Origin of the sequence: Streptomyces anandii JCM 4720 (assembly GCF_014650655.1) — a bacterium.
GTDB classification, from domain to species: domain Bacteria; phylum Actinomycetota; class Actinomycetes; order Streptomycetales; family Streptomycetaceae; genus Streptomyces; species Streptomyces anandii.
Genome location: NZ_BMVJ01000005.1, coordinates 60592 through 84050 on the forward strand (window position 1 = coordinate 60592; position 23459 = coordinate 84050).

General features: G+C 73.7%; 19 protein-coding genes. 7 read left to right on the forward strand and 12 right to left on the reverse strand.

Annotation, left to right across the window (positions count from 1 at the left end; genetic code table 11):
• From IE249_RS36925 to IE249_RS11120, 4 genes are all read left to right on the forward strand, one after another.
• On the forward strand, positions 1-803 hold an 803-nt coding region (locus IE249_RS36925; RefSeq protein WP_229858120.1), incomplete at its 5' end, for a thiamine pyrophosphate-dependent enzyme.
• Positions 803-1957, forward strand: coding sequence for an enolase C-terminal domain-like protein (locus IE249_RS11110; RefSeq protein ID WP_189704624.1), 1155 nt, complete (start codon positions 803-805; stop codon positions 1955-1957). The genes IE249_RS36925 and IE249_RS11110, both read left to right, overlap by 1 nt.
• A gap of 25 nt (positions 1958-1982) precedes the next feature.
• Positions 1983-5156 carry an FAD-binding and (Fe-S)-binding domain-containing protein gene (locus IE249_RS11115; protein WP_189704625.1) on the forward strand — a complete coding sequence of 1058 codons (3174 nt, stop codon included), beginning with the start codon at positions 1983-1985 and terminating at the stop codon, positions 5154-5156.
• A gap of 97 nt (positions 5157-5253) precedes the next feature.
• Positions 5254-5946 carry an adenosylcobinamide amidohydrolase gene (locus tag IE249_RS11120; protein ID WP_189704626.1) on the forward strand — a complete coding sequence of 231 codons (693 nt, stop codon included), beginning with the start codon at positions 5254-5256 and terminating at the stop codon, positions 5944-5946.
• Positions 5947-5952: 6 nt separating this feature from the next.
• On the opposite strand, the gene IE249_RS11125 is transcribed toward IE249_RS11120, so the two are convergent.
• Positions 5953-7431, reverse strand: coding sequence for a glutamate-cysteine ligase family protein (locus IE249_RS11125; RefSeq protein ID WP_189704627.1), 1479 nt, complete (start codon positions 7429-7431; stop codon positions 5953-5955).
• Between the two features lie 185 nt (positions 7432-7616).
• On the opposite strand from IE249_RS11125, the gene IE249_RS11130 reads away from it, so the two are divergent.
• Positions 7617-8771, forward strand: coding sequence for a PP2C family protein-serine/threonine phosphatase (locus IE249_RS11130; RefSeq protein WP_189704908.1), 1155 nt, complete (start codon positions 7617-7619; stop codon positions 8769-8771).
• 82 nt (positions 8772-8853) lie between these two features.
• On the opposite strand, the gene IE249_RS11135 is transcribed toward IE249_RS11130, so the two are convergent.
• The gene (locus tag IE249_RS11135) at positions 8854-9357 is read right to left on the reverse strand and encodes a GNAT family N-acetyltransferase (RefSeq protein WP_189704628.1); all 504 of its coding nucleotides are present in this window, start codon (positions 9355-9357) and stop codon (positions 8854-8856) included.
• Positions 9358-9498: 141 nt separating this feature from the next.
• Between IE249_RS11135 and IE249_RS11140 the strand changes: the two genes are divergently transcribed.
• Entirely contained in the window at positions 9499-9996 is a 498-nt protein-coding gene (locus IE249_RS11140; RefSeq protein WP_308434330.1) for a MarR family winged helix-turn-helix transcriptional regulator, read from the forward strand.
• Positions 9993-12416: an MFS transporter gene (locus IE249_RS11145; protein ID WP_373304369.1), complete on the forward strand. Its 2424-nt coding sequence runs from the start codon at positions 9993-9995 to the stop codon at positions 12414-12416. The genes IE249_RS11140 and IE249_RS11145 overlap by 4 nt, the downstream gene beginning before the upstream one ends.
• On the opposite strand, the gene IE249_RS11150 is transcribed toward IE249_RS11145, so the two are convergent.
• From IE249_RS11150 to IE249_RS36935, 10 genes are all read right to left on the reverse strand, one after another.
• Positions 12404-13453: a histidinol-phosphate transaminase gene (locus tag IE249_RS11150; RefSeq protein WP_189704629.1), complete on the reverse strand. Its 1050-nt coding sequence runs from the start codon at positions 13451-13453 to the stop codon at positions 12404-12406. The genes IE249_RS11145 and IE249_RS11150 overlap by 13 nt on opposite strands.
• A gap of 3 nt (positions 13454-13456) precedes the next feature.
• Entirely contained in the window at positions 13457-14476 is a 1020-nt protein-coding gene (locus tag IE249_RS11155) for a 3-oxoacyl-ACP synthase III family protein (RefSeq protein ID WP_189704630.1), read from the reverse strand.
• Complete coding sequence (locus tag IE249_RS11160) at positions 14473-15129, reverse strand: SRPBCC family protein (protein ID WP_189704631.1); 657 nt, start codon at positions 15127-15129, stop codon at positions 14473-14475. The genes IE249_RS11155 and IE249_RS11160 overlap by 4 nt, the downstream gene beginning before the upstream one ends.
• Positions 15098-16852: a thiamine pyrophosphate-binding protein gene (locus tag IE249_RS11165; protein ID WP_189704632.1), complete on the reverse strand. Its 1755-nt coding sequence runs from the start codon at positions 16850-16852 to the stop codon at positions 15098-15100. The genes IE249_RS11160 and IE249_RS11165 overlap by 32 nt, the downstream gene beginning before the upstream one ends.
• Positions 16849-17865: a GlxA family transcriptional regulator gene (locus IE249_RS11170; RefSeq protein WP_229858123.1), complete on the reverse strand. Its 1017-nt coding sequence runs from the start codon at positions 17863-17865 to the stop codon at positions 16849-16851. Before IE249_RS11170 ends, IE249_RS11165 begins: the two co-directional genes overlap by 4 nt.
• A gap of 175 nt (positions 17866-18040) precedes the next feature.
• Positions 18041-19894, reverse strand: coding sequence for a GMC family oxidoreductase N-terminal domain-containing protein (locus IE249_RS11175; protein ID WP_189704633.1), 1854 nt, complete (start codon positions 19892-19894; stop codon positions 18041-18043).
• Complete coding sequence (locus IE249_RS11180; protein WP_189704634.1) at positions 19891-21279, reverse strand: tocopherol cyclase family protein; 1389 nt, start codon at positions 21277-21279, stop codon at positions 19891-19893. The genes IE249_RS11175 and IE249_RS11180 overlap by 4 nt, the downstream gene beginning before the upstream one ends.
• On the reverse strand, positions 21276-21962 hold the full coding sequence (locus IE249_RS11185) for a FadR/GntR family transcriptional regulator (protein WP_189704635.1): 687 nt from the start codon (positions 21960-21962) through the stop codon (positions 21276-21278). The genes IE249_RS11180 and IE249_RS11185 overlap by 4 nt, the downstream gene beginning before the upstream one ends.
• An 89-nt stretch (positions 21963-22051) precedes the next feature.
• Positions 22052-23071, reverse strand: coding sequence for a Rieske (2Fe-2S) protein (locus tag IE249_RS11190; protein ID WP_189704636.1), 1020 nt, complete (start codon positions 23069-23071; stop codon positions 22052-22054).
• On the reverse strand, positions 23068-23459 hold a 392-nt coding region (locus tag IE249_RS36935; protein ID WP_229858126.1), incomplete at its 5' end, for a squalene/phytoene synthase family protein. The genes IE249_RS36935 and IE249_RS11190, both read right to left, overlap by 4 nt.

Below are 23459 nucleotides of genomic sequence, written 5' to 3' on the forward strand. Positions count from 1 at the left end.
AGCGCAAGAAGGACCGCAAGTGGCGCAAGCAGATCGAGAAGGACGTACGGGAGTGGAACGCCCTGTGCGACGACCGGGCGAGCCAGAGCTTCGGCGGCCGCATCAACCCCGAGGCGGTGGCGAGCGAGCTGTCGCCCCGGCTGCCGGACAACTGCATCCTGACCGCCGACTCCGGCTCGGGCACCAACTGGTGGGCACGCCACCTCAAGCTGCGCAAGGGCATGCAGGCCTCGCTGTCGGGCACGCTCGCCACTATGGGCCCGGGCACGCCGTACGCGATCGCCGCGCGGTTCGCCCACCCCGACCGGCCGGTGATCGCCTTCGTCGGTGACGGCGCCTTCCAGATGAACGGCATGAACGAGATGATCACCGTCAAGCGGTACCTGGACCGGCTCTCCGGCCCCGCTCCGTTCATCTTCTGCGTCTTCAACAACCAGGACCTCAACCAGGTCACCTGGGAGCAGCGCGCCATGGCCGGCGACCCCAAGTTCCCCGGCTCGCAGTACATCCCCGACGTGCCCTACGCCCAGTACGCCGAACTGCTCGGCCTCAAGGGCATCTACTGCGACAAGCCCAAGAAGGTCGGCTCGGCCTGGGACGAGGCGCTGTCCGCCGGCCGGCCGGTGGTGCTGGAGTTCAAGGTCGACGACGAGATCGCGCCGATCCCGCCGCACATCATGAAGGAACAGGGCGAGAAGGCCGCCAAGGCCGCCGTGCGCGACCCCGAGGGCCTGGGCATCGCCGCCAAGGGCATGCGGCAGAAGCTCACCGAGTTCGCCGAGCACCTGCCGGGACGCCACTGATGACGGACACGGCCACGAGCGGCGGGCACGGTCTCACCGCCTGGCGGATCGACGCCGTCGACGTGCACGCCTTCGAGGTCCCCACCGACGGGCCCGACGGCCAGGAGCAGGACGGCACCCTCGCGTGGGACTCCACCACCATGGTGCTGGTCCGGGTCCACGCGGGCGGACGGACCGGCATCGGCTACACCTACGGCGACGTCTCCGCCGCGGCGTTCGTCTCCGGCAAACTCGCCCCGCTGCTGACCGGGAAGGACCCGTCCTCGCCGCCCGCCCTCTGGGAGTTGATGGGCCGTCAGATCCGTAACGCGGGCCGGCCCGGCGTCGGCGCCATGGCGGTCTCCGCCGTGGACATCGCCCTGTGGGACCTCAAGGCCCGGCTGCTGGACCTGCCGCTGGTGCACCTGCTGCCCGCCCACCACGACCGCGTACCCGTCTACGGCAGCGGAGGCTTCACCAACTACCCCCTGGACCGCCTCGCCGACCAGCTCGCCGGCTGGAGCGAACAGGGCATCCCGCGCGTCAAACTGAAGACCTCGCGCGAGCCCGACCACGACCCGCGCCGGCTCACCGCGGTCCGCAGGGCGATCGGCGACGGCACCGAACTCTTCGCCGACGCCAACGGCGCGCTCGGCCGCAAGCAGGCGCTGTACTGGGCGCACCGCTTCCACGAGGAGTGGGACGTGCGCTGGTTCGAGGAACCCGTCAGCTCCGCCGACATCGAGGGCCTGCGCATGCTGCGGCAGAGCGGACCGCCCCGACTGGAGATCGCCGCCGGCGAATACGCCTACACCACACGCGACTTCGTCAACCTCGTCGACGGATTCGCGGTCGACTGCCTCCAGGCGGACGTCACCCGCTGCGGCGGCATCACCGGCGTCCTGGAGGTCGCCGGCCTCGCCGCCGCCCAGCACCTCGACCTCTCCGCGCACTGCGCCCCCGCCGTCTCCGCCCACGCCTTCTGCGCGGTGCGGCGGCTGCGGCACCTGGAGTACTTCCACGACCACGTGCGGGTGGAGCACCTGGTGTTCGACGGCAACCTCCCGCCCGACGGCGGCGCCCTGCGGCCCGACACCTCCCGGCCCGGGCTCGGCCTGGAGGTCAAGTGGGCCGACGCCGAACCCCACCGCGTCCACGGCACGCGACCGGACTGACCGCCGCGAAGGAGACCTGACACCGATGGCGAAGGCAACACACCGGACGGCGACGCGCGAGGTACCCGCCAAGACACACCTGGAGATCCCCGGCGCGCCGCGCGCCCGGCAGACCGTCGACGTGGGCAGGCTGGAGCGCGCCCTGCGCAAGGCGGTCGAGGGCGAGGTCCGCTTCGACGCCGGCTCCCTGGGTCTGTACGCCCAGGACGCCTCCAACTTCCGGCAGGTCCCGATCGGCGTCGTCGTGCCGCGCACGCTCGACGACGTCGTCGCCGTCCACCGGATCTGCCACGACTTCGGCGCCCCCGTGCTCAACCGCGGCGGCGGCACCAGCCTGTCCGGCGAGACGGTCAACGAGGCGGTGGTCATCGACCACTCCAAGTACCTCACCGCCATCGGCGAGATCGACACCGGCCGCCGCCTGGTCACCTGCGAGCCGGGAGTCATCAACGAGGAACTCAACCGCCACACCGGCCGGTACAACCTGGTGTTCGGGCCCGACCCGTCCTCCCACTCCCGGTGCGTCATCGGCGGCAACATCGGCAACAACTCCTGCGGCATCCACTCCGTGCAGTCGCAGCTGTACGGCCCCGGCCCGCGCACCAGCGACAACGTGCACGCCCTGGAGATCGTCACCTACGACGGCGCCCGCTTCTGGGTCGGCGTGAACGAGGAGGACCAGCTCGACGACATCATCGCCGCGGGCGGCCGCAAGGGCGAGATCTACGCCGCGCTGCGCGACCTGCGCGACAAGTACGCCGACGTCATCCGGGCGGGCTTCCACTCGGTGGAGGAGGTGCCGCGCCGGGTCTCCGGCTACAACCTCGACGAACTCCTGCCCGAGCGCGGCTTCAACGTCGCCCGCGCCCTGGTCGGCACCGAGAGCACCTGCGCCACCGCCCTGCGGGCCGTCCTCATGCTCACCCCGGCCCTGCTCCAGCGCACCACCGTGGTCGTGGAGTACGAGGACCTGGCCGCGGCCGCCGAGCACTGCACGGAGATCATCGAGAAGTTCCGCCCCATCGGCCTGGAGGGCCTTGACCACCAGCTCATCCAGGACCAGCAGCTGAAGAACATGAACGTCGAGGACATCGAGGAACTGCCGCACCCCCAGGGCGGCGGCTGGCTCGTCGTCCAGTTCGGCGCGGACTCCGCCGAGGAGTCCGTCGCCCAGGCCGACCGCTTCCGCGCCTGGCTGACCGGCGAGAAGGGCTACGCCCCCGACCGCATCCGGACAGCGAAGAGCAAGCAGGAGGGCGGCACCAGCGAGCACCTGTGGGCCATCCGCGAGAGCGGCCTCGGCTCGACCGCGTTCCCGCCCGACGGCAAGGACCACTGGCCCGGCTGGGAGGACTCCGCCGTACCGCCCGACCGGACCGGCGAGTACGTGCGCAAGCTGCGCGACGTCATGGCACGGCACGGCATCACCGGCGCCATGTACGGCCACTTCGGCCAGGGCTGCATCCACTGCCGGCTCAGCTTCGACCTGCGCACCGCCGACGGCATCGCCACCTACCGGGCGTTCATGGAGGACGCCGGCGACCTGGTCGCCTCGATGGGCGGCTCCATCTCCGGCGAGCACGGCGACGGACAGCAGCGCGCGGAACTGCTGGTGAAGCAGTACGGCCCCGAACTGCTGCAGGCCATGCGGGAGTTCAAGGCCATCTGGGACCCGCAGTGGAAGATGAACCCGGGCAAGGTCGTCGACCCCTACCGGATGGACGAGAACCTCAAGCTCGGCACCGACTACAACCCGCCCCGCCCACCGGTCAAGTTCGCCTACCAGGACGACGGCGGCGACTTCGCGCACGCCACCGTGCGCTGCGTGGGCGTCGGCAAGTGCCGTGTCCCGCGCGCGGACAACACCATGTGCCCCAGCTACCAGGTGACCCGGGAGGAGAAGCACTCCACCCGGGGCCGGGCACGGCTGCTGTACGAGATGCTCAAGGGCGACGTCATCACCGACGGCTGGCAGTCCGAGGAGGTCAAGGACGCCCTCGACCTGTGCCTGGCCTGCAAGGGCTGCACCAGCGACTGCCCGGTCAGCGTCGACATGCCCACCTACAAGGCGGAGTTCCTCTACCACCACTACAAGTCGCCCAGCCGCAGGCGCCCGCGCCACGCCTACGCCTTCGGCTTCATCGACCAGGCCGCCCGGATCGCCGCCCGCATGCCCGGCCTGGTCAACCTCGCCACCCAGACCCCCGGCCTGTCCCACCTGGCCAAGTGGGCGGCCGGCATCGACCGCCGCCGCCCACTGCCCCGGTTCGCGCCGATGACGCTGCAGGAGTGGTTCGCCCGGCGCGGCGGCACCGCCAATCCCGGCGGCCGGCCCGTCGTACTGTTCCCCGACACCTTCAACAACCACTTCCACACCGGCGTCGGCGTCGCCTGCGTCGAGGCGATCGAGGCGGCCGGCTGGCAGGTCGTCATGCCCGAGGGACACATCTGCTGCGGCCGCCCCTTGTACGACTACGGCTTCCTGGACACCGCCGAACGCTATCTGCACCACGTGCTGGACACCCTGCGCCCCCACATCCGCTCGGGCACCCCGATCGTCGGCATGGAACCCAGCTGTCTGGCCGTCTTCAAGGACGAACTCCCGGGACTCCTGCCCCACGACGACGACGCGATGCGGCTGACCCGCAACGCCTACCACTTCGCCGAGTTCTTCCAGACCTTCGGCATCCAGCCGCCCCGCCTCGAGGGCAAGGCCCTGCTGTGGGGCCACTGCCACCAGCGCGCCACCGGCGGCATGGACCCCGATCAGCGGCTGCTGGAGAAGATGGGCCTGGAGGTGGACAACCTCAAGGGCGGCTGCTGCGGCCTCGCCGGATCCTGGGGCTTCGAGTCGGGCAAGTACGGCATCTCCATGGACTGCGGTGAACAGGCCCTGCTGCCCGCCGTCCGCGAGGCCGGCCCGGACCGCGCGGTGGTCGCCGACGGCTTCTCCTGCAAGACGCAGATCGAGCACGCGGGCACCGGACGCAAGGCCCTGCACGTCGCCGAACTGATGAAACTCGCCCGGGAGCACGGCGTGCGCAGCACCGCCGACCTTCCCGAGCGCGCCGCCACCCCCCGGCCACGACCGCCCCTGCGTGAACGCGCCCTGCGGGCGGCCACGGCCCTCGCCGTCGCCGCGTCCGTGACCGCGCTCGGCTACGGGGCGGTACGCCGCACGACGGCCCGCTGCCGCTGAGCGAGGGCGGGGGCGGGGGCGGTCCCGGCCGGCGGGCGGGCATGGGGCCGGCTCTACGATCGGCCGGTACCGCCCGCGAAGCAAGGAGCCCCCAACGGTGACCTCCGTCGTCCCGCCGCCCCGCACCGCCACCCCTGTCCTGACGGTGCGGCGGCTGACCCGCACCGAGGACGGCGAGCGGCTGCACGCCCTGCTGTGGCCGGCCGGACCGGGGTGGCGGATGATCAGCAGCGCCGTCCTCGGCGGCGGTGTCGGCGAGCGGTCCTGGGTCCTCAACGCCCAGGTCTCGCACGGCTACCGGCGCACCGACCCCGACGCGCACCTGGCGGAACTGGCCCGGGAGGCGGGCGTACGGGGAGCGGGCGTCGGGCTGATGACCGCGGCCGACGTGGCCGGGTACGCGCACGCCCACGACTGCGGCGCGGAAGCCCTCGCCACGGCCGGCATCGGGGTCCGCGGCTGGGCCGCCGTGCCCGGGGAGGGCAGCGACCGGCCGTCCGCGCCCGGCACGGTCAACATCGTCGCCGCGCTGCCGGTGGCGCTGACGGACGCTGCCCTGGTCAACGCGGTGACCACCGTCACGGAGGCCAAGGTCCAGGCCCTGCTGGACGCCGGATACGACTGCTCCGGCACCCCCACCGACGCCGTGTGCGTCGCCGCCCGCATCCCGCGAGCGGGCGAGGAGGTCCACGCCTTCGCCGGGCCCCGGTCCCTGTGGGGCGCCCGGCTCGCCCGCGCGGTCCACCGCGCCGTGCACCGCGCCGCGGCCCGGTGCGCCGACCCGGTGTGAGGCCGCTCAGTCGACGGGCCAGGTGTGCACCGGCGCGTTGAGGTGCATGTAGTCCATGTACTGCTGCGTCATGCGCCGCAGCGCCTCGTGCCGCCCGCTGTGGGTGGCCGAGTCGATGTGGTGGAACATCTCCTTCTGCCACACGGCTCCGTTGCGCGCGGTGACGCACCGCTGCTCGATGACGCCGAGCAGCGGCTCCCGCCAGGCGTCGTCCATGCCGGAGTGCTCCAGGCCCCGGTGCGCCAGCGGCAGCAGCCGCCGCAGGACCAGCTCCGTCACCGGCACCTCGCCCATGCCGGGCCAGTACAGGCGTGCCTCGATGCCCTGCCGTGCCGCCGTGTGCAGGTTCTCCTCGGCGGCCGAGAACGACATCCGCGACCACACCGGCCGGTCCTCCTCCACCAGCGCCCGGGTGAGCCCGTAGTAGAAGGCGCCGTTGGCGAGCGTGTCGGCGACGGTCGGCCCGGCGGGCAGCACGCGGTTCTCCACCCGCAGGTGCGGCTTGTCGTGCGCGATGGCGTAGACCGGGCGGTTCCAGCGGTAGATCGTGCCGTTGTGCAGGGTCAGCTCGCCCAGCTCGGGCACGTCCCCGCGGTCCAGGGTCTCGCCCGGGTCCTGCTCGTCGCACAGCGGGAGCAGCGCCGGGAAGTAGCGCAGGTTCTCCTCGAACAGGTCGAAGACGCTGTTGATCCACCGCTCCCCGAACCACACCCGGGGCCGCACCCCCTGCACCTTGATCTCCTGCGGGCGGGTGTCGGTGGCCTGCTCGAACAGCGGGATGCGCGTCTCGTGCCACAGCTCCTTGCCGAACAGGAACGGCGAGTTGGCCGCCAGTGCGACCTGAATCCCGGCGATCGCCTGCGCCGCGTTCCAGTACCCGGCGAACTCCTCGGGCGACACCTGGAGGTGGAACTGGGTACTGGTGCACGCCGCCTCCGGCGTGATGGTGTCCGCGTAGGTCCGCAGCCGGTCAACGCCGTCCACCTCGATGTGCAGGTCCTCGCCGCGGGCCGCGAACACCTGGTCGTTGAGCAGCCGGTAGCGCGGGTTCTCCGACAGGGTGCCCTCGTGCACGTCCTCCTGCCGCAGCGTGGGCAGAATGCCGACGACGACCATGTGCGCACCGACCGAGTCGGCGCGCTGCTCGGCGTGGTTCAGCGCGTCGCGGATCTCCGACTCCCAGGCGTCGGGGCCGCCCGCGGTCAGCCGGCGGGGCGGGATGTTGATCTCCAGGTTGAAACGGCCCAGTTCGGTCGACCAGGCCGGATCCGCGATCGCCTCCAGCACGTCGATGTTGCGCATGACCGGCTCGGCGTCGTCGTCGACCAGGTTCAGCTCGATCTCCAGTCCCACCTGGGGCCGTTCCGACTCGAACCGTGACTCGCGCAGCATCTGCGCGAACGCGTCCAGGCACTCCTGCATCTTGCCGCGGTACCGGCGGCGGTCCTCGCGGGTGAAGACCAGCGCCGGGACGTCCCGTCCCATCGGCCCTCCCGGTTCCGCTCCTCGGACGACCTGTCCCCTCCAGCGTCGCACCACCGGCCCACGCCGACCAGGCGGGACGGCCCGGCGCACGGCGGGGGCGTACGCCACCCGGGCCCTGGTTCTGGCACGGTGCGGGGGCAAGGGGCAGAGTGGAAGGCGTGGAGGTCCGAAGCAGCCTGGCCGGGATGCGTCAGCCGTGGCAGTCGAGCCATGCGCTGCTGGTCATCCCGGTGGCCCTGATCGTGGTGATCACGGTGGTGGACCAGCTGGTCCCGGCCGACATCCACCTCGGTCCACTGCTGGTCGTGGCGCCGGCGATCACCGTCTCGTTCGCCGGGCCCTGGCTCACCGGGCTGGTCGGCCTGCTGGCCGTGGGCGCGCAGGCGTACATCGGATGGCACTTCGGCGTGCTGTTCTCCCGCAACGTCGTGGTGCAGATCGTCGCTCTGGCGGTGCTGTCGGCACTGGCCGTCTTCTACTGCGTGGTGCGCGAGCGGCGCCGGCGCCAGCTGGAGCAGGTGCGCGCCGTCGCCGAGGCCGCGCAGCACGTGCTGCTGTGGCCGCTGCCGGAGCGGATCGGCCCCCTCACGATCGCCTGCCTGTACCTGGCCGCTGAGGACGAGGCGCAGATCGGCGGCGACCTCTACGCCGCGACCGCCACCGGCAGCGGCGTACGGGTCATGATCGGGGACGTGCGCGGCAAGGGCCTCGCGGCCATCGGCGAGGCCGCGCTCATCATCGGCGCCTTCCGCGAGGCCGCCCACCGGCACCCCACCCTGCCGGAACTGGCCGTCTCCCTCGAGGAGAGCGTCGCCCGCAACCTGCCGCACCTGGAGTCGCCCGACGACCCCGGGGAGCGGTTCGCCACCGTGCTGCTGGTGGAGATCCCGGACGACGACAACATCACGCGGATCCTCAGCTGCGGCCACCCCCCGCCCCTGCTGCTGCGCCCCTCCAGCGCGGTCACGATCCCCGTGCACCCGGCCGCCCCGCTCGGCATCCAGGGGCCGCAGCCCGCCGACTACACCCTCGACGTGTTCTCCTTCGAGCCCGGGGACACCCTCCTCCTCTACACGGACGGCGTCATCGAGGCCCGGGACGCGGGCGGGCAGTTCTTCCCCTTCGCGGAGTGCGCCGCCCAGTGGGCCGGGTCCAGCCCCGAGGAGCTGCTGCACCACGTCCGGCGCGATCTCCTCGCCCACGTCGGAGGGCGCCTCAACGACGACGCCGCGCTCATCGCCCTCTCCCGCGCCCCCGAGCCCCACCAGCGCGAGCACCGGCACCGGCGCGGGCTGCACGCCGGGCGGCTCGTCCACGGGCCGGGCGGCACCTCACGGTGAGGCGGCACTTTGCTGGTGAGGCGGCACCTCACGGTGAGGCGGCACCTGATGTGACCCGCGTCGGAGGCGGAAGGCAGGCGTCTCACAGGTCGCCGACGTGCCAGGTGCCCTCCACGACGCCCTGCTCCCACCGGGCCTGAAGCCGTCCCGTGCCCAGGCGCCGCAGCAGCCGCCGGGCGCGGCCGTTGCCGGCCTCCACCGAGAAACCGACGTCCCGCACCCCGGCGCCACGGGCCCAGGCGGGCACGGCCGCGACCAGCCGGGTGCCGATGCCCGCGCCCTGCCGGGCGTCCTCCACGAGCAGTGCCATCTCGGCCACGGGCGCGCCGGGGGAGGGGCGCAGCAGTTCCAGACAGCCCACCGTCCTGCTCCCCTCGGCCGCGACGAGGACCGTGCCCGACCCGCCGAGCAGGGCCGACCGGATGCCGGCGAGCAGGTCGGCGTGCCGGGATCCGCCGTGCATACGGTCCCGGACGCTCGCGGGGGAGCAGCGCCCCACCATGCGCCCCAGCTCGCCCATATCGCTCGGTCGGGCAGGCCGCACCGTGACCGGTTCCCGCCCGGTGTGCGTGTCGGTGATGGTCATCTCGCGAACGGCCCCTTCATGACGGCTGTCATAGCGCGAGCCTGCGTCATGACCGCTGTCATAGTCAAGAGTCCCTGGTCCTCGAGCGCCCTTACCAAGATTTGATAGGCGACCTATATAGGTGCGTGATACGAAGGAAGTGTGGATCAGTCGCACAGCGCCTACGGCGCGCAGGGCACCGCACACGCACTGGCCGAAGTGGCCTCCGCGGTGGTCAGGGCCCTGACGGACCGGCGCGGGATGAGCTTCACGACCGCCGCCACCCTGGCCCGTCTCGAACGCGAGGGCCCCGCCCGTCTCACCGCCCTGGCGACGGCCGAGGGAGTCGCCCAGCCCTCGATGACCCAACTGGTCCAGCGCCTGGAGGCCCAGGGGCTGGCCGCGCGGATCGGGGACCCCGCCGACGGACGGGTCACCCTGGTCGCCATCACCGACGCCGGCCGGGACGTGCTCGCCGAACGCCGCAAGGCGCGCGACGCCCGCCTGGCCGACCTGCTGGCCACCCTGTCCGACGAGGAGCAGCGGACCCTCGGCGCGGCCGCGCGGACCGCGCTGCCGCTGGTACGGCGCATGCTCCAGGACGACGGCGTACGGCCGCGCCCGCTCCCCGCACAGCACCACACCGGGAGCAGCCGATGACCACCGAGCAGACCGGCCGCACGGGCCCCGCCGCGACCGAGGGCACCGGATCGGACACCACCTCCGGTTCCCGGTCGTGGATGGGCGTCGACCACCCCCGCTACAAGTGGGTGGCGCTGACCAACACCACGGTGGGCATGCTGCTCGCCACCATCAACAGCTCCATCGTCCTGATCTCACTGCCGGGCATCTTCACCGGCATCCGCCTCGACCCGCTCCAGCCCGCCAACGTCAGCTATCTGCTGTGGATGCTGATGGGCTACATGCTCGTCACCGCGGTCCTGGTGGTGGCGCTCGGCCGGCTCGGCGACATGAAGGGCCGGGTCCGGATCTACAACGCCGGCTTCCTCATCTTCACGCTCACCTCGGTCGTGCTGTCCCTCGACCCCTTCCACGGCCCGAGCGGGGCCCTGTGGCTGATCGGCTGGCGCATCGTGCAGGCGGTCGGCGGCTCGATGCTGATGGCCAACTCGGCCGCCATCCTCACCGACGCCTTCCCCGCCCGGCAGCGCGGCATGGCGCTGGGCGTCAACATGGTGGCCGGCATCGCCGGTTCCTTCCTCGGCCTGGTGCTGGGCGGGCTGCTCGTCACCTGGAACTGGCGCTCCGTCTTCTGGGTCAACGTGCCCATCGGCCTGGTCGGCACCGTGTGGGCCTACAAGTCGCTGCACGAGACGGGGGTGTGCAGGCCGGGCCGGATGGACTGGTGGGGCAACGTCACCTTCGCCGCGGGGCTGACCGCGCTGCTCGCCGCCATCACCTACGGCATCCAGCCCTACGGCGGCCACACCATGGGCTGGACCAACCCGTGGGTGATCGCCGGAGTCGCCGGCGGCGTGGCGCTGCTGGCGGCATTCTGCGTGGTGGAGATGAAGGTCCCCGAACCGATGTTCCCGCTGCGGCTGTTCCGCAACGCCGCCTTCGCCGGGGGCAACGCGGCCACCCTGCTGGGCGCGGTGGCGCGCGGCGGGCTGCAGTTCATGCTGATCATCTGGCTGCAGGGCATCTGGCTCCCGCTGCACGGCTACGACTACGCCGACACCCCGCTGTGGGCCGGCATCTACATGCTCCCGCTGACCACCGGGTTCCTGCTCGCCGGGCCCATATCCGGGGCGCTGTCCGACAAGTTCGGGGCGCGGCTGTTCGCCGCCTCCGGATTCGCCGTGATGGCCGCCTCCTTCGCCGGACTGCTCGTGCTGTCCAGCGACTTCGACTACTGGACGTTCGCCGCCCTGATCTTCCTCAACGGCCTGGGCGGTGGCCTGTTCGCGGCGCCGAACACCTCGATCATCATGTCCAGTGTGCCCGCCGACGCCCGGGGCGCGGCCTCCGGCATGCGGGCCACGTTCCAGAACGCCGGCATGGTCCTGTCCATGGGCGTGTTCTTCTCGCTCATGGTGGCCGGGCTCTCCGGCAGCCTTCCGCACACGCTCAGCTCCGGGCTGACCGCCCAGGGCGTGCCGGCGGACGCCGCCCACACCGTCGCCGGGCTGCCGCCCGTCGGCGTCCTGTTCGCCGCCTTCCTCGGCTACAACCCGATCCAGCACCTGCTCGGCCCCACCATCCTCACCCACCTCTCCCCGGGCGCCGCCGCGCATCTGACCGGCCGGGAGTTCTTCCCGCATCTGATCTCGCAGCCGTTCCACCACGGGCTCGTCGTGGTGTTCTCCCTGGCCATCGCGATGTCCCTGGCCGCCGCCGCGGCCTCACTGGTCCGCGGCCGCACCGGGGTGCTCGCCGCGACGGCGTCACCCGGATCGTCTCCGGGCACGTCTCCCGCACCGTCTTCCACGGCGCACCCCGCAACCGGCACCGCGACTGCCCACGCATCGCCCCCGCCGGGGGTGCGCGGCCGGGTGGTCGACGGGGCCGGGCGGCCGGTCGCGCACGCGGTCCTCACCCTCGTCGACGGTCACGGCCACCAGCGCGCCCTCGCCCGGTCGGACGAGAACGGCGGCTACACGCTCACCGGTCCCGCGCCCGGTCCCGCGCCCGGTCCCGGTCCGGTCACGGCTCGCGAGTCGGGGCCGGGACCCGGGACGTACACCCTGGTCGTGGCGGCCGAGGGGCACGCACCCCATGCCGTGCGGTTCACCGCGGGCCTCGAACCGGTCCTGCCGGACATCACCCTGGCGGGTGCGAACGGCACGGGCCCGGCCGCGGACGGCGCGGTGCGCGGCACCGTGCGTCACGAGCGCACCGGCCGCCCCCTCCCCGACGTCCACGTCACGCTGCTGGACGACCGGGGCGACGTGGTCGCCCGTGCCAGGACCGGCCCGGACGGCACCTACACCGTCCGGGACCTGGCACCTGGCGCCTACACGGTCGTCGCCGCGGGCCATCCGCCGGTCACGACCGACGTGACCCTCGCCGACGGAGCAGCGCACCGGGTGGACCTCGACCTCGGTCACACCGGTTGACGCGTGCCCGTGGCCATGCGGTGACGCGTGTCCACGGGTGACAGGGCGGCGAGGACGGCATCGCCGGCCGCCCGGCCGCCCACGGTCAGCCGTACGCCCTCGCCGGGGTAGTGCCGCGCCTCCACCCCGGCGGCGGCGAGCGCGTCGGCGCCCCGGTCGACGGGATCGGGCGCCGCCAGCCATACGGAGTTGGCGTGGCCCGCGCCCACCCGCCAGCCCAGGCCGGTGAGTTCGTCCCGCAGCCGCTCGCGCTCGGCGACGATCCTGTCCACGCGGGCCCGCAGTTCCTCACCGGCCCGCAGCGATGCCAGGACCGCCGCCGTCGCCACCGCGTTGATCCCGAAGGGCAGTTGCTGCTCGCGGACGCGCGCCACCAGTTCCGCGGAGCCGAGCCCGTAGCCGACGCGCAGGGCGGCCAGGCCGTACGCCTTGGAGAAGGTCCGCAGCACCAGCAGGTTGGGGTGGGCGGCCAGCAGGGCGCTCACGTCCGGCAGTCGCGCGCCGCGCACGAACTCGACGTACGCCTCGTCGAGCACCACGGTGACGTGCCGGGGGACCCGGCTCAGGAACGCCGGCAGCGCGCCCGCCGGGACGAGGCTCCCGGTGGGGTTGTGCGGACTGCACAGCACCACCGCGCGCGTGCGACGGTCGATCGCCGTGATCAGGCCGTCGAGGTCCTGGTGCCCGTCCGCCGTCAGGGGCACGGGTACGGAGCGGGCGCCGGTCATGCCGGCCAGCAGAGGATAGGCGTCGAAGGTGCGCCAGGCGTGGACCACCGTGTCGCCCGGCCCGGCGACCGCCCGCAGCAACTGCAGGGCCACGCCCACCGACCCGCTGCCCACCGCGACCTGGTCAGGGCCCACCCCGCACCATTCGGCCACCGCCTCGGTGAGGTCGTCCGGGTAGAACTGCGGGTAGCGGTGGGCCCGGTCGGCGGCGCGCCGCATCGCCCTGCGCACCGACGGCAGCGGCGGGTACGGGCTCTCGTTCAGCGCCAGCCGGTGCAGTACGGGCGTCTCCACCTGCGGTGTCTCCATCGCTCATCCCCGCCCGCCGTGCCAGCGGACGGCGGCCGCGCCGGCGAAGTCGCCCGCGTGCGCGAACCCGGCCAGCATCACCAGGTCCCCGTCCGCGACGTGCCCCGAGCGGACCGCGTGGTCCAGGGTGACCGGGATGGCCGCGCCGAACAGGTTCCCGCACCGGTCGAAGGTGTCCGGGTGGCGCTCGGCGGGCAGCTGGAGGGCCTCGCGCCAGTTGCGCAGGAACGTCCGGTTGGGCTGGTTGGTGACGAGCGCGCCGATGTCGCCGGCCGGCACGCCGAGTCGTTCGCACACCGTCGAGACCACCTCCGGGACCAGCCGGTTCCCGCGGGCGAGCACCTTGGCGACACTGGCGTCGGTGAAGCCGATGCGCAGCTGGGAGGTGCCCGGCTCCCAGTACTTGCGGCCGTCGTCGACCGCCACGGTCATGTCCCCGGCGTACTGGCCGAGGTGCCGGGTCTCCACGTCCAGGACCGGTGACTTCGCCGAGGTGGTCACGTACCCCACACCGCAGCCGTCGCCGGGTATCGCGGCCTGGGCGAGCCGGCGCACCTCGGACTGGGTGAACCACTGGCCCGCCGCGCTCTGCGCGTTGCAGATCAGCGCGGTCCGCGCGTCGGTGGTGGTGAGGATCTGCCGCGCCAGCTTCAACATGTACACGAAGGAGGCGCAGCCGGCGTTGGCCACGTCGACCAGCCACTCCGGGTTGGCGCCGAGCCGGCGGGCCACCTCGGTGCCCGCGCCCACGAACGGCAGGTCCGGCAGCTGGCTGTGCACCAGCAGCACGTCGACGTTGCGGACGGCGTCCCGGCCGTGCCGCTCGACGAGCGGCTGCACGGCCCGTTCGATCATGTCCGCGTTGGTCTCGTCCGGCGCCACGTGGTGGCGTGCGGGCGGCACCTTGAACATGGGGCTGTCGCGCAGCTTGTCCTCGGCCCCGGGGTAGTCGGTGTAGAACTCGGCGGGGACGGGCTCGCCGGGAAGGTAGCTCGCCACGTCGGTGAGGCTGACCGTCGTCACCGCGTCACCGCCCGCGCCGGCGGGACGCCGATGGGCAGACCGTTGCGGTGCCGGTGTTCCAGGATCGCCTTGAGGTTGTTCATCTCCACGGTGTGCCCGGCGTAGAAGAGGTCCCAGTAGTCGCCGACCCAGGGCCGGTCGGGGCGCGGCGAGAGGCCGGGGTGCGGGTTGTCGTCGTAGTACGGGTGACGGCAGTTGGTCCAGGTGACGACGGAGCCCGGCCGGTCGAGGACGAGGGACGCGGGCACGACCCGCATCAGGTAGATCATCCACAGCTTCTCGCCCTGGTCCCAGGAGCAGTGGTAGTCCACGGTCATGGCCTCGGGGTTGGCGCTCACCCGGCAGTAGATCTCGGTGTCGTCCTCGAGCCGGTCGCGGCCCACCCACAGCCCGGGGGTGCCGGACGGCGCGAAGTCCCGCAGACTGCACGTCCACTCCTCCAGGTGGTGTCCCTGGCGCAGGTAGTCGTAGACCTCCTCCGGCGGGCAGTCGATGTGCTCGTGGATCGTGCAGTACCGCCCGTAGACCTGGTCGTGCGGGTAGACGGCGTGGGTCAGCTCCACGCAGTGGGCGGTCAGCGCCTCCCTGCCGGGATCCTCGATCCGCAGCAGACCGGGGATGTCAGCCAGCGCGGACGACGGCTGCTCGCTCATACGAACTCTCCTTGCTCTCGGACGGACGGGTCGCGAAGGGACGGAAGGGAAGGAACGGGGGTGTCTCGTACGGGTCGCAGTCCAGCGCGACGAACGCCGGACCGCCGCCCGCGTCGCCGCGCAGCAGCGCCTCGCGCAGCTCCGCCGCGTCACCGGCGCCCGTGACGCGCAGGGAGGGGAACGCGGCGGCCACCCCGGCGGCGAGGTCGGTGCGGGCGAACAGGTCGTCGCCGCGCCCGGCGCCCTGGAAGAACTCCTCGCGCAGGGAGCACATGGCGTGGGCGTTGTTGTTGAAGACGACGAACGTCACGGGCGCGGAGTGCTCCACGGCGGTGTGCACTTCCATCCCGTGCATGAAGAAGGAGCCGTCGCCGGCGAGGACGTAGGTGCGCCGGCCAGTGGCGAGGGCCGCGCCGATGCCGGCGCCGAAGGTGTAGCCCATGCCGCCCATGCCGACCGCCACCACGAAACGCCCGTGGCGGGGTGCGGGCAGGAGGTGGATCGCGCTGGCGCCCGCGTTGCCGGCGTCCACGAAGACGTGCGCGTCCTCGGGGAGGGCCGCCTCGACGGCGGCGACCGCGTCGGCGTACGGGATCGTAGGTGCCCGGACCCGGACCCGGTGCGCGGGGCCGGGTGGGGGAGTGGGGAGCGGGCCGGTGTGCGGCGGGCAGGGGCGCGGGCGGGCCGGGAGGCGGCCGGTGACCGCGCGCAGGGTCTCCTTGAGGCCGCCCAGCAGCGTGGTGCCCGCGACGAACGGCGCCTCGGGCCCGAGGCAGACGACGTCCGTGCCGGCCAGTGCCTCGTCGAGACCGCCCCGGGCCAGCGTCGGCAGCCGGGTGCCGGCGAGCAGGCACACCTCGGCCCGCCGCAGGCAGTCCTCGACGTTGGCGTGGCCCATCACCCCGGCCACGCCCGCGAACCGGGGATCGCGGTTGTCGAACACGTCCTTGGCGTCCGGGGTCACGGCCACCCAGGCGCCCAGCCTCCCTGCCAGTTCGGCCAGTTCGGCGCGCGCGTCCGACGCGGCGACCTCCGCACCGGCGATCACCAGCACGCGCCCGGCCCCCCGGCGCAGGACGTCCAGCACGGCGGACAGCGCGGCGCCGTCGAGCGGGGGATCCGCCACCGGTGGCACGGCTCCGCCGGGAGGACGGCGCGGGACCCGTAATCGCGCCTGCTGCACGTCCTTCGGCAGCAGCAGCACCGCCGGTCCCCGCGGATGCGTGCGAGCCGCCGCCAGCGCCCGGTGCAGCAGACCGGGCAGCGCCTCCGCGTCCTCCACCCGGGCGCAGAACCGCGAGACGGGCGCGAACACCTCCCGCGCGTCCAGCGAGCCCGCCCTGCCACTGGAGTCCTGGAACGCCCCCCGGCCCTCCTGACCGGTGGGCGGCTGGCCCACCAGGGCCAGCAGCGGCACCTGCGAGGCGTACGCCTCGGCCAGTCCCGGCACGAGGTTCATCGCGCCGCCGCCCGAGGTCGCGGCCACCACACCCGTGCGGCGGGTGGTGCGGGCGTAGCCGTCGGCCATGGTGACCGCGGAGAACTCGTGCTTGGCGACCACACCGCGCACCGCGCGGCCGCGGTGCAGGGCGTCGTAGAGATCCTCGATGTTCGCGCCGCCCACCCCGAACACATGGGTGACGCCGGCCCCGGCCAGTTCGGCGGCCAGGTGGTCGACGAGGCGCACGGTGCCCACTGCGGATCCGTCCGAGGGGCTCGTCATAAAGGGGTCCTTTCCGTCTCGTGGTGCCGGTCGACGAGACCGGCCGGCGAGAGCATCTGGAAGCGGTGCCGGTACTCCTTGGGCGTCAGGCCCAGGGACCGCCCGAAGGAGCGGAAGAAGGTCTCGGGGGCGGCGAACCCGCAGCGGCGCGCTATCTGGCCGATCGGCAGATCGGTGGTCTCCAGCAGTTCGCGGGCGCGTGCGATACGGCTGCGCTCGACGTACTGGCCCGGGGTGGTGCCCACCTCGCGGCGGAACACCCGGGCGAAGTTGCGCACGCTCATGCTGGCCCGTTCGGCGAGTTCGGCCACGGGCAGCGGGCGGTGCAGATTGTCCAGCACCCACTCCTGGGCGGCCCTGACCGGCGGATGGTCGGCGAGCTGAGCGTCGAGAACGGCGCTGAACTGGGCCTGGCCGCCGTGCCGTTTGAGGAACAGCACCAGGAAGCGGGCCGTGCTCAGCGCGAGTTCGGCGCCGTGGTCTGCCTCCACCAGGGCCAGCGCCATGTCGATCCCGGTCGACACACCCGCGGACGTCACATACGGGCCGTCCCACACGAAGATCGGGTCGGCGTCCACCGTGACCCCGGGATAGCGGCCCGCCATCGCCTCGCAGTACGCCCAGTGCGTGGTCGCGCGTCTGCCGTCGAGCAGGCCGGCCTCCGCCAGCAGGAAGGACCCGCCGCACACCGAGGCCACCCGGCGCGAGCGGGCGGCGGCCCGGCCGATCCACGAGACCAGCTCCCGGTTCTCCAGCGCGCTGCGCAGACTCCAGCCGCCGGGCACCAGGAGCGTGTCGATGGGACCCTGACCCGCCTCCAGCGGCGAGGCCTCCACGATGACGCCCGAACTCGTGCGCACCAAAGGCGCGTCGGCCGACACGAAGTCGACCCGGTAGGGGACGCCCGACGGACCGAGCAGCCGGTTGGCGGTGTCGAACACCTCGATGGGACCGGTGATGTCCAGGGCCAGCGCCCCCGCGTACACCACCACAACAACACGTCGCTCCAACACGGTCACAGCCTGTATCGGGAGTCCCACTGGCTGCAATGACAGATTACTGTCGGATCCGGCCAGCCCGTCGGCGCCGGGAGCCCCCGCGAGCCCCCGGCCAGGGGATTCGAACGCACGGGCCCCCAGACGTGGGTGAGGCAGCTCACAGCGCCGAGCGGCCCCAACCGCCCGGTTCCTACGTCGGATGGGCGTGCGCGACGGCGGAGGCGACCGCCATGATGCTGAGCTGGGGGTTGACCTCGGGACAGGACGGCAGCACCGACCCGTCGGCCACCAGCACACCGTGGACGCCCCGCAGCCGGCCCGCGCCGTCCACCGGCGCCCACTCGGGATCGGCGCCCCCGGCCGCCGTGCCCGTGGGGTGGAACGCCGACAGGTGCAGCTGACGCCACGTCACTTTGGCGAGCAGCTCGTCGAGTTCGCGTTGATCACGGGCCCGGGGTGCCCGTGGGATGCCGGTCAGGACCTCCTGCGCGCCCGCCGCGAACAGCACCTGCCCCATGGCCCGTACGGCCGTGAGCAGCCGCCGCCCGTCGCGCGGATGCAGGGCGTAGCGGACCAGGGCGCGGTCGCGGCCGGTGACGCGCCCCGAGGGACGGTCGGCGATCATGGCGCCCAGGACCGCCAGACGGTCGGCGTCCTCCAGCTCGCGGCGCAGCGCGCGGCCGAGCCCGGGCAGCACGAAGCTGCTCATGCCGGGCGGACTGGCGGTCGCCTCCAGCAGGATGCCCCGGTCGTGCAACTCCTCGATGCCCACGCTCTGCAGCACACCCGACGAGGATCTGACGGGTTCCTCGAAACGGCCCGCGACGCTGGTGGCCGGGTGCACGCTGAGGTTCGAGCCGAGCCGCGGATGCCCGCCGAGACCGGAGCGGCGCAGCAGCCCCGGGGTGTGCAGCGCTCCCGCCGCGACGACGACCAGCCCACTGAGGATCTCGAACGCGCCGCCGCCGGGCCGTTCCACCCGTACTCCGGCCGCGCGCGGAAGCCCGGGGCGGTCCCGGTCGGCCAGGATCCGCCGGACCCGGGCACCGGTGACGATCCGGGCGCCCGCCGCGCACGCGTCGGGCAGCACCGACAACTGGACGCTCTGCTTGGCGCCGGTGGGACAGCCGACCACGCACTGGCAGGAGCCCGCGCAGCCCGGCGCGTTGCGCCGCAGCGGCCCGGCGCGCCAGCCCAGCCGTGCCGCCCCGGCCAGCGCGAGCCGCCCGTTGGCGCCCAGGACGTCCAGCGGCTGCACGGCCACGCGCAGCAGCGCCTCGGCCTCATCCAGGCGTACGCCGAGCTCGTCGGCCGGAGCGAAGCCGAAACGGCCGCTCCAGCGGGCCTGGACGTGCGGCGGAGTGCGGTAGCAGGTGCCGGAGTTGACGACGGTGGTGCCGCCGACCGCCCGCCCGACGGGCAGCAGCAGCGGCGGATTGCCGAACGCCGCCGAGGCGCCGCCGTCGCGGTACAGGTCGGTGAACCGCTCCAGCGGGGCGCGCCCGGCGAAGGACGAGGTGGGATGGTGCTCGCCCTCCTCGACGACCACCACGTCGAGTCCGGCGCGGGCGAGGACCCGGGCCGCGACGGCCCCGCCCGCGCCCGATCCCACCACGACGGCGTCGGCGCGGGAACGCGCGGGCCAGTGGGCGGCGGGCACACAGGTCAGCGGCGGGTCCTTCGGCGGCTCGGGGGCCGGGGCCGGCGCGGCGCGCTCGGTGGCCGCGGCGAGCAGCACGGGCACCTTCAGCAGGTCGAGCAGGGGCACGAGGCCCGGACGCCGGCCGAGCTCGGCCACGACCGACTCCCGCTCGCCCGCGTTCAGCGCGGCGAGGGGACGGCCGGTGCGCACCCTCGCGTACGCGTCGACGGCCGCGACGCCTCCGCGTACGGCGGCCCGCACCGGCGCCGGCAGCGCGGCCAGGGTCGCCTCGAAGCGGGCCGGCACGCGGGCGGCCCACGGGATGTCTCCGCCGTCACCGAGCAGGGCGGCGACGAAACCCTCGCTCGCCGTCGCCGCCCGGCCCGGCGCCCTCGTCCTCACCGGTCGCCCACCTCCGTGTGCGCCGTGCCGTGCAGCGTCCACGCGGCCTCCGTGCGCCAGCGGCCCCACCAGCGTTCCAGCAGGATCCGCGCGTCCGCGCCCTCGCTGTTGCGGCACACCGCCCGGGAGCCGTCCGGGTCGCGGTACTCCAGGGCGAGGGTGCGGTCGGCGGGCCGGCTCACCTCGACGCGGATCCGCCGCAGCGCCGTGCGGCCGGTCGCCGTCCACTCCGGTCCGTCGATCCGGGCGGAGAACCGGCCGACCCCCAGCAGCCCGGCGGCCGAGCGCTCGGGCCGCCTCGGCCAGGTGCGCCCGCGGTGGCGCAGGCGCAGGAAGACCAGCGGCGGCAACCTGCGCAGACCCGGGCGGTTCGCGGTCGCGGCGACGATCTCCAGGACGTCCCCCGCGCCCAGGTCGGCGTGGAGCCAGGCCCAGCGGCGCGCGTTGCCGTGCCCGTGGATGCGCGCCGAGGCCCCGGGCGCCGCCCGCAGGGTGAGGGTGCGCTCCCCGTCGTGCAGGGCGCCGTGGTAGGCGGCGCGGGCCGCCGGGAGCAGGTGCGCCGCGGGAAGCAAGGGACGCCACCACGACCAGCGGGGGAAGGTGAACAGGGGGGCGTCCAGGGCTTCCTCGGTGAGGTCCCAGTGGAAGTCTCCCGCAGCACCGTTCAGTTGCCCGGGTGTCGAGGTGACGCCGGCGGCGCGGAATCCGTCCGCGGGGCCGGGTACGGGCCAGGGCGCGGGACCGAAGCGGGCGTGGCGCACCTTTCCCTCCCGGGGGAAGGTGGCGACCCAGCCGTGGGCCACGGGCGCCGATCCGTCGGCGGGCGCGGTGAGTTCGTGGTGCAGCCATACGCCGGTGCCGGTGGCCGGGTCGGTCAGGGTGGTGTACCAGACCTCCGTACGGCCGGGGCTGCCGTCCCAGCGGGGTGCGGCGTACCGGGCGGGATCCTCGCGCCGGGGGAAGCGGAAGCCCAGCAGGAAGGGAAGGAGCCCGGTGGTGAGCGGGAAGCAGAGGGTGCCCGCGCCCACGCCCGCTCCCTCCTCGTACAGGGTGAACGGCAGGACCGTCATCGACGTGACCGGATGCCGCCACGTCACCGACTTCCAGCCGTCCAGGGCGAGACTCCGGCCGCCCAGCCGGAAGGAGAGGCGATAGCGGATACGGCGGCGGGCGATCGGTGATATCTCCAACTCGCCCGAGACATCCGGGGATTCACCCGACCCGGCGATGCGCAGCCGGCCGCTCAGCCGGGCCGTGGTGGTGCGGTGCGGCCGCAGCACCTCGTCGGCCTCGGCCCGCAGATCGAGGCGTACACGGCGGTCGCGGCCGTCGGCGCCGAGACGGAGCGTGCCGTACAGCGTCTCCGTGAACGAGGTGCCCCTCACGACAGGCCCTCCAGCATGATCCGCTCGGTGTCCCGCAGGTAGGCGTCCGCCGCCGCCTTCGCCCCCTCGCAGTCGCCCGCGCCCACCGCCTCCACCACGGGGGCGAGCCGCCGGTGGGCGGCCTCCGCGTCGGTGAAGGGGCCGCGCAACGCGGCCCGCACCGGGAGGTAGGCGTTGAAGAGGGTGTTGGTGAGCAGGACGTAGACGCGGTTGCCGGTGGCGCGGGCCAGCGCGCGGTGCACCTCGACATCGGCCAGCTGCACGGCATCCGGTGAGGCCGCCTCCCGTACGGCCCCCAAGAGGGCCGTGAGTTCGGCACGTTGTCGGACGGTGCCCCGGACCGCCGCACGCTCCGCGATCAACGCACCGATGCTGCGCCGCACTTCGAAGACCTCACGGACCCACCGGGCGTCGTGACGCACCAGCATGGGCAGCAGGTCCGCGCCGCCGAGGCGCGCGAAGTCGCGCACCCGGGTGCCCACGCCGTGCCGGGTCTCCAGCAGCCCGGCCTGCGCGAGTCGGCCGAAGGCGTGCTTGAGGGTGGTGCGGGTGACGCCGTACCCCTGCGCGAGCTGCCGCTCCGGCGGAAGATAGCTCCCCGCCGGATGGCGCCCCGCGAGGATGTCCTCCCGCAGCCGGCTCTCCAGGACGTCCACGATCGTCTCGCGGGGCAAGGCCTCCACGGTCCCTCCAAGAGTTCGGCTCAGTGACTGAGTGGATGAGCCACTGAACCAGCGTGCATGGTGGCCCGTCAACCCCCTGGCGCCGACGCTCAGTTGGGTGACTGGCCGGTCTCGCGCAGATGCCGGAGCCGTTCGGCATAGGCGAGGTCGTCGCGCCACAGCCGGCCCGCCGCGGCGCGCATCAGGGGCCGCAGGAGGGGAGCGCAGCGGCGGGCGACGGCGAAACCCCGGCGGCCGGAGGTGGCCAGCACCGCTTCGAGGACCATCGTGCGCGCCCTGCCGCGCTCGTCCGGTGTCAGCGGGGTGGCGTGGGTCTCGACGACGGAGCCCTCGCCCTCGCCGTGGGTGATGCGCATGACGACGGTGCGGGGTCCGGGCGCCGTGAACTCGGCGCGCACGGGGACGACGAGACGACGGGTGAGGCGGAAGGAGACGTCGACGACGAACCGGTCGCCGGCCTCCCCGGTGTCCCCGGGGGTTTCGACGATCGTGAGGTCGGTGAAGGAGTGCGGATGGAACCAGGCCCCGTGCCACGGGTCGAGGCGGTTGGCGACCACGTCCCGCGGTTCACAGATCCCGACCCCCCGCCACACGCCGGCCACCGACGTCACCAGCGGCGGCCTCGCCGTCACCACCGGCGCCGGTGTCGGCCGCTCGCCGCCGGCCGCGTCCAGCCGCACCCACGCCAGCACCCCGTCGTCGTACACGGGAAAGGGCTCCCACCCGGCGAACGGTGAGCCGTCGAGAGACAGGCCGTGCCAGTGGCAGACCAGGGTGCCGCAGCGCACCGGGCTGCCGGCCAGCGGGGCCCCGAGGTGCGGGCAGGCGCCGGGCCCGCCCACCAGACGCCCGTCGGCGTCCCGCCAGAGGACCACCTCCGTGCCGGCGACGGTCCGGGACAGCGGGCGCGCGGGACTCAGGTCGGCGACGGCGCCCACGGCGAACCAGTTGCCGGACGGGCGGGCGGTGGCCCGTTTCAGGGCGGCCGCGATGACGGAGGGCCGCGCCTCGCGCCACATCGGCCGCTGCCGCTCCCAGGGGTACGGACGGCGCCGCACCCGCAGCGGCAGGCGGCCCCTGGCGGGCCCGGCACCGGGATTGTGGTTCATCCGGCCTCCTTCGTGTCGGGCCACGCCTCGCCCGGCCGCCGCCCGGCGACCGCGGCGGCGGCCTCCGGAGCCGGGGCCGGGCCGCGCCGCGTGCCGTACCCGGCCGGGAGCGGCCGCCTGCCGTACCGGGCACCGAGACGCGCGGCGGCGATCCGCGCGAGCCCTCCGGCGGCCACGGCCGCGCGGCGCCGCCGCGGCACCACGGCACGCCGGTGCACGACCGCGTACCCGTCGTCGGCGATGGCGTCGAGGATGCCCCGGTAGAGGACGTAGGCGGTACGGATGCAGGGCCGGGCCACCGGGTCGAGCATCGCCAGACCGGGACGGGCCTGCCGGTAGACCGCGCGGGTGAGCGCCTCGGCGGCCCGCAGGGCGGCCGTGATACGGG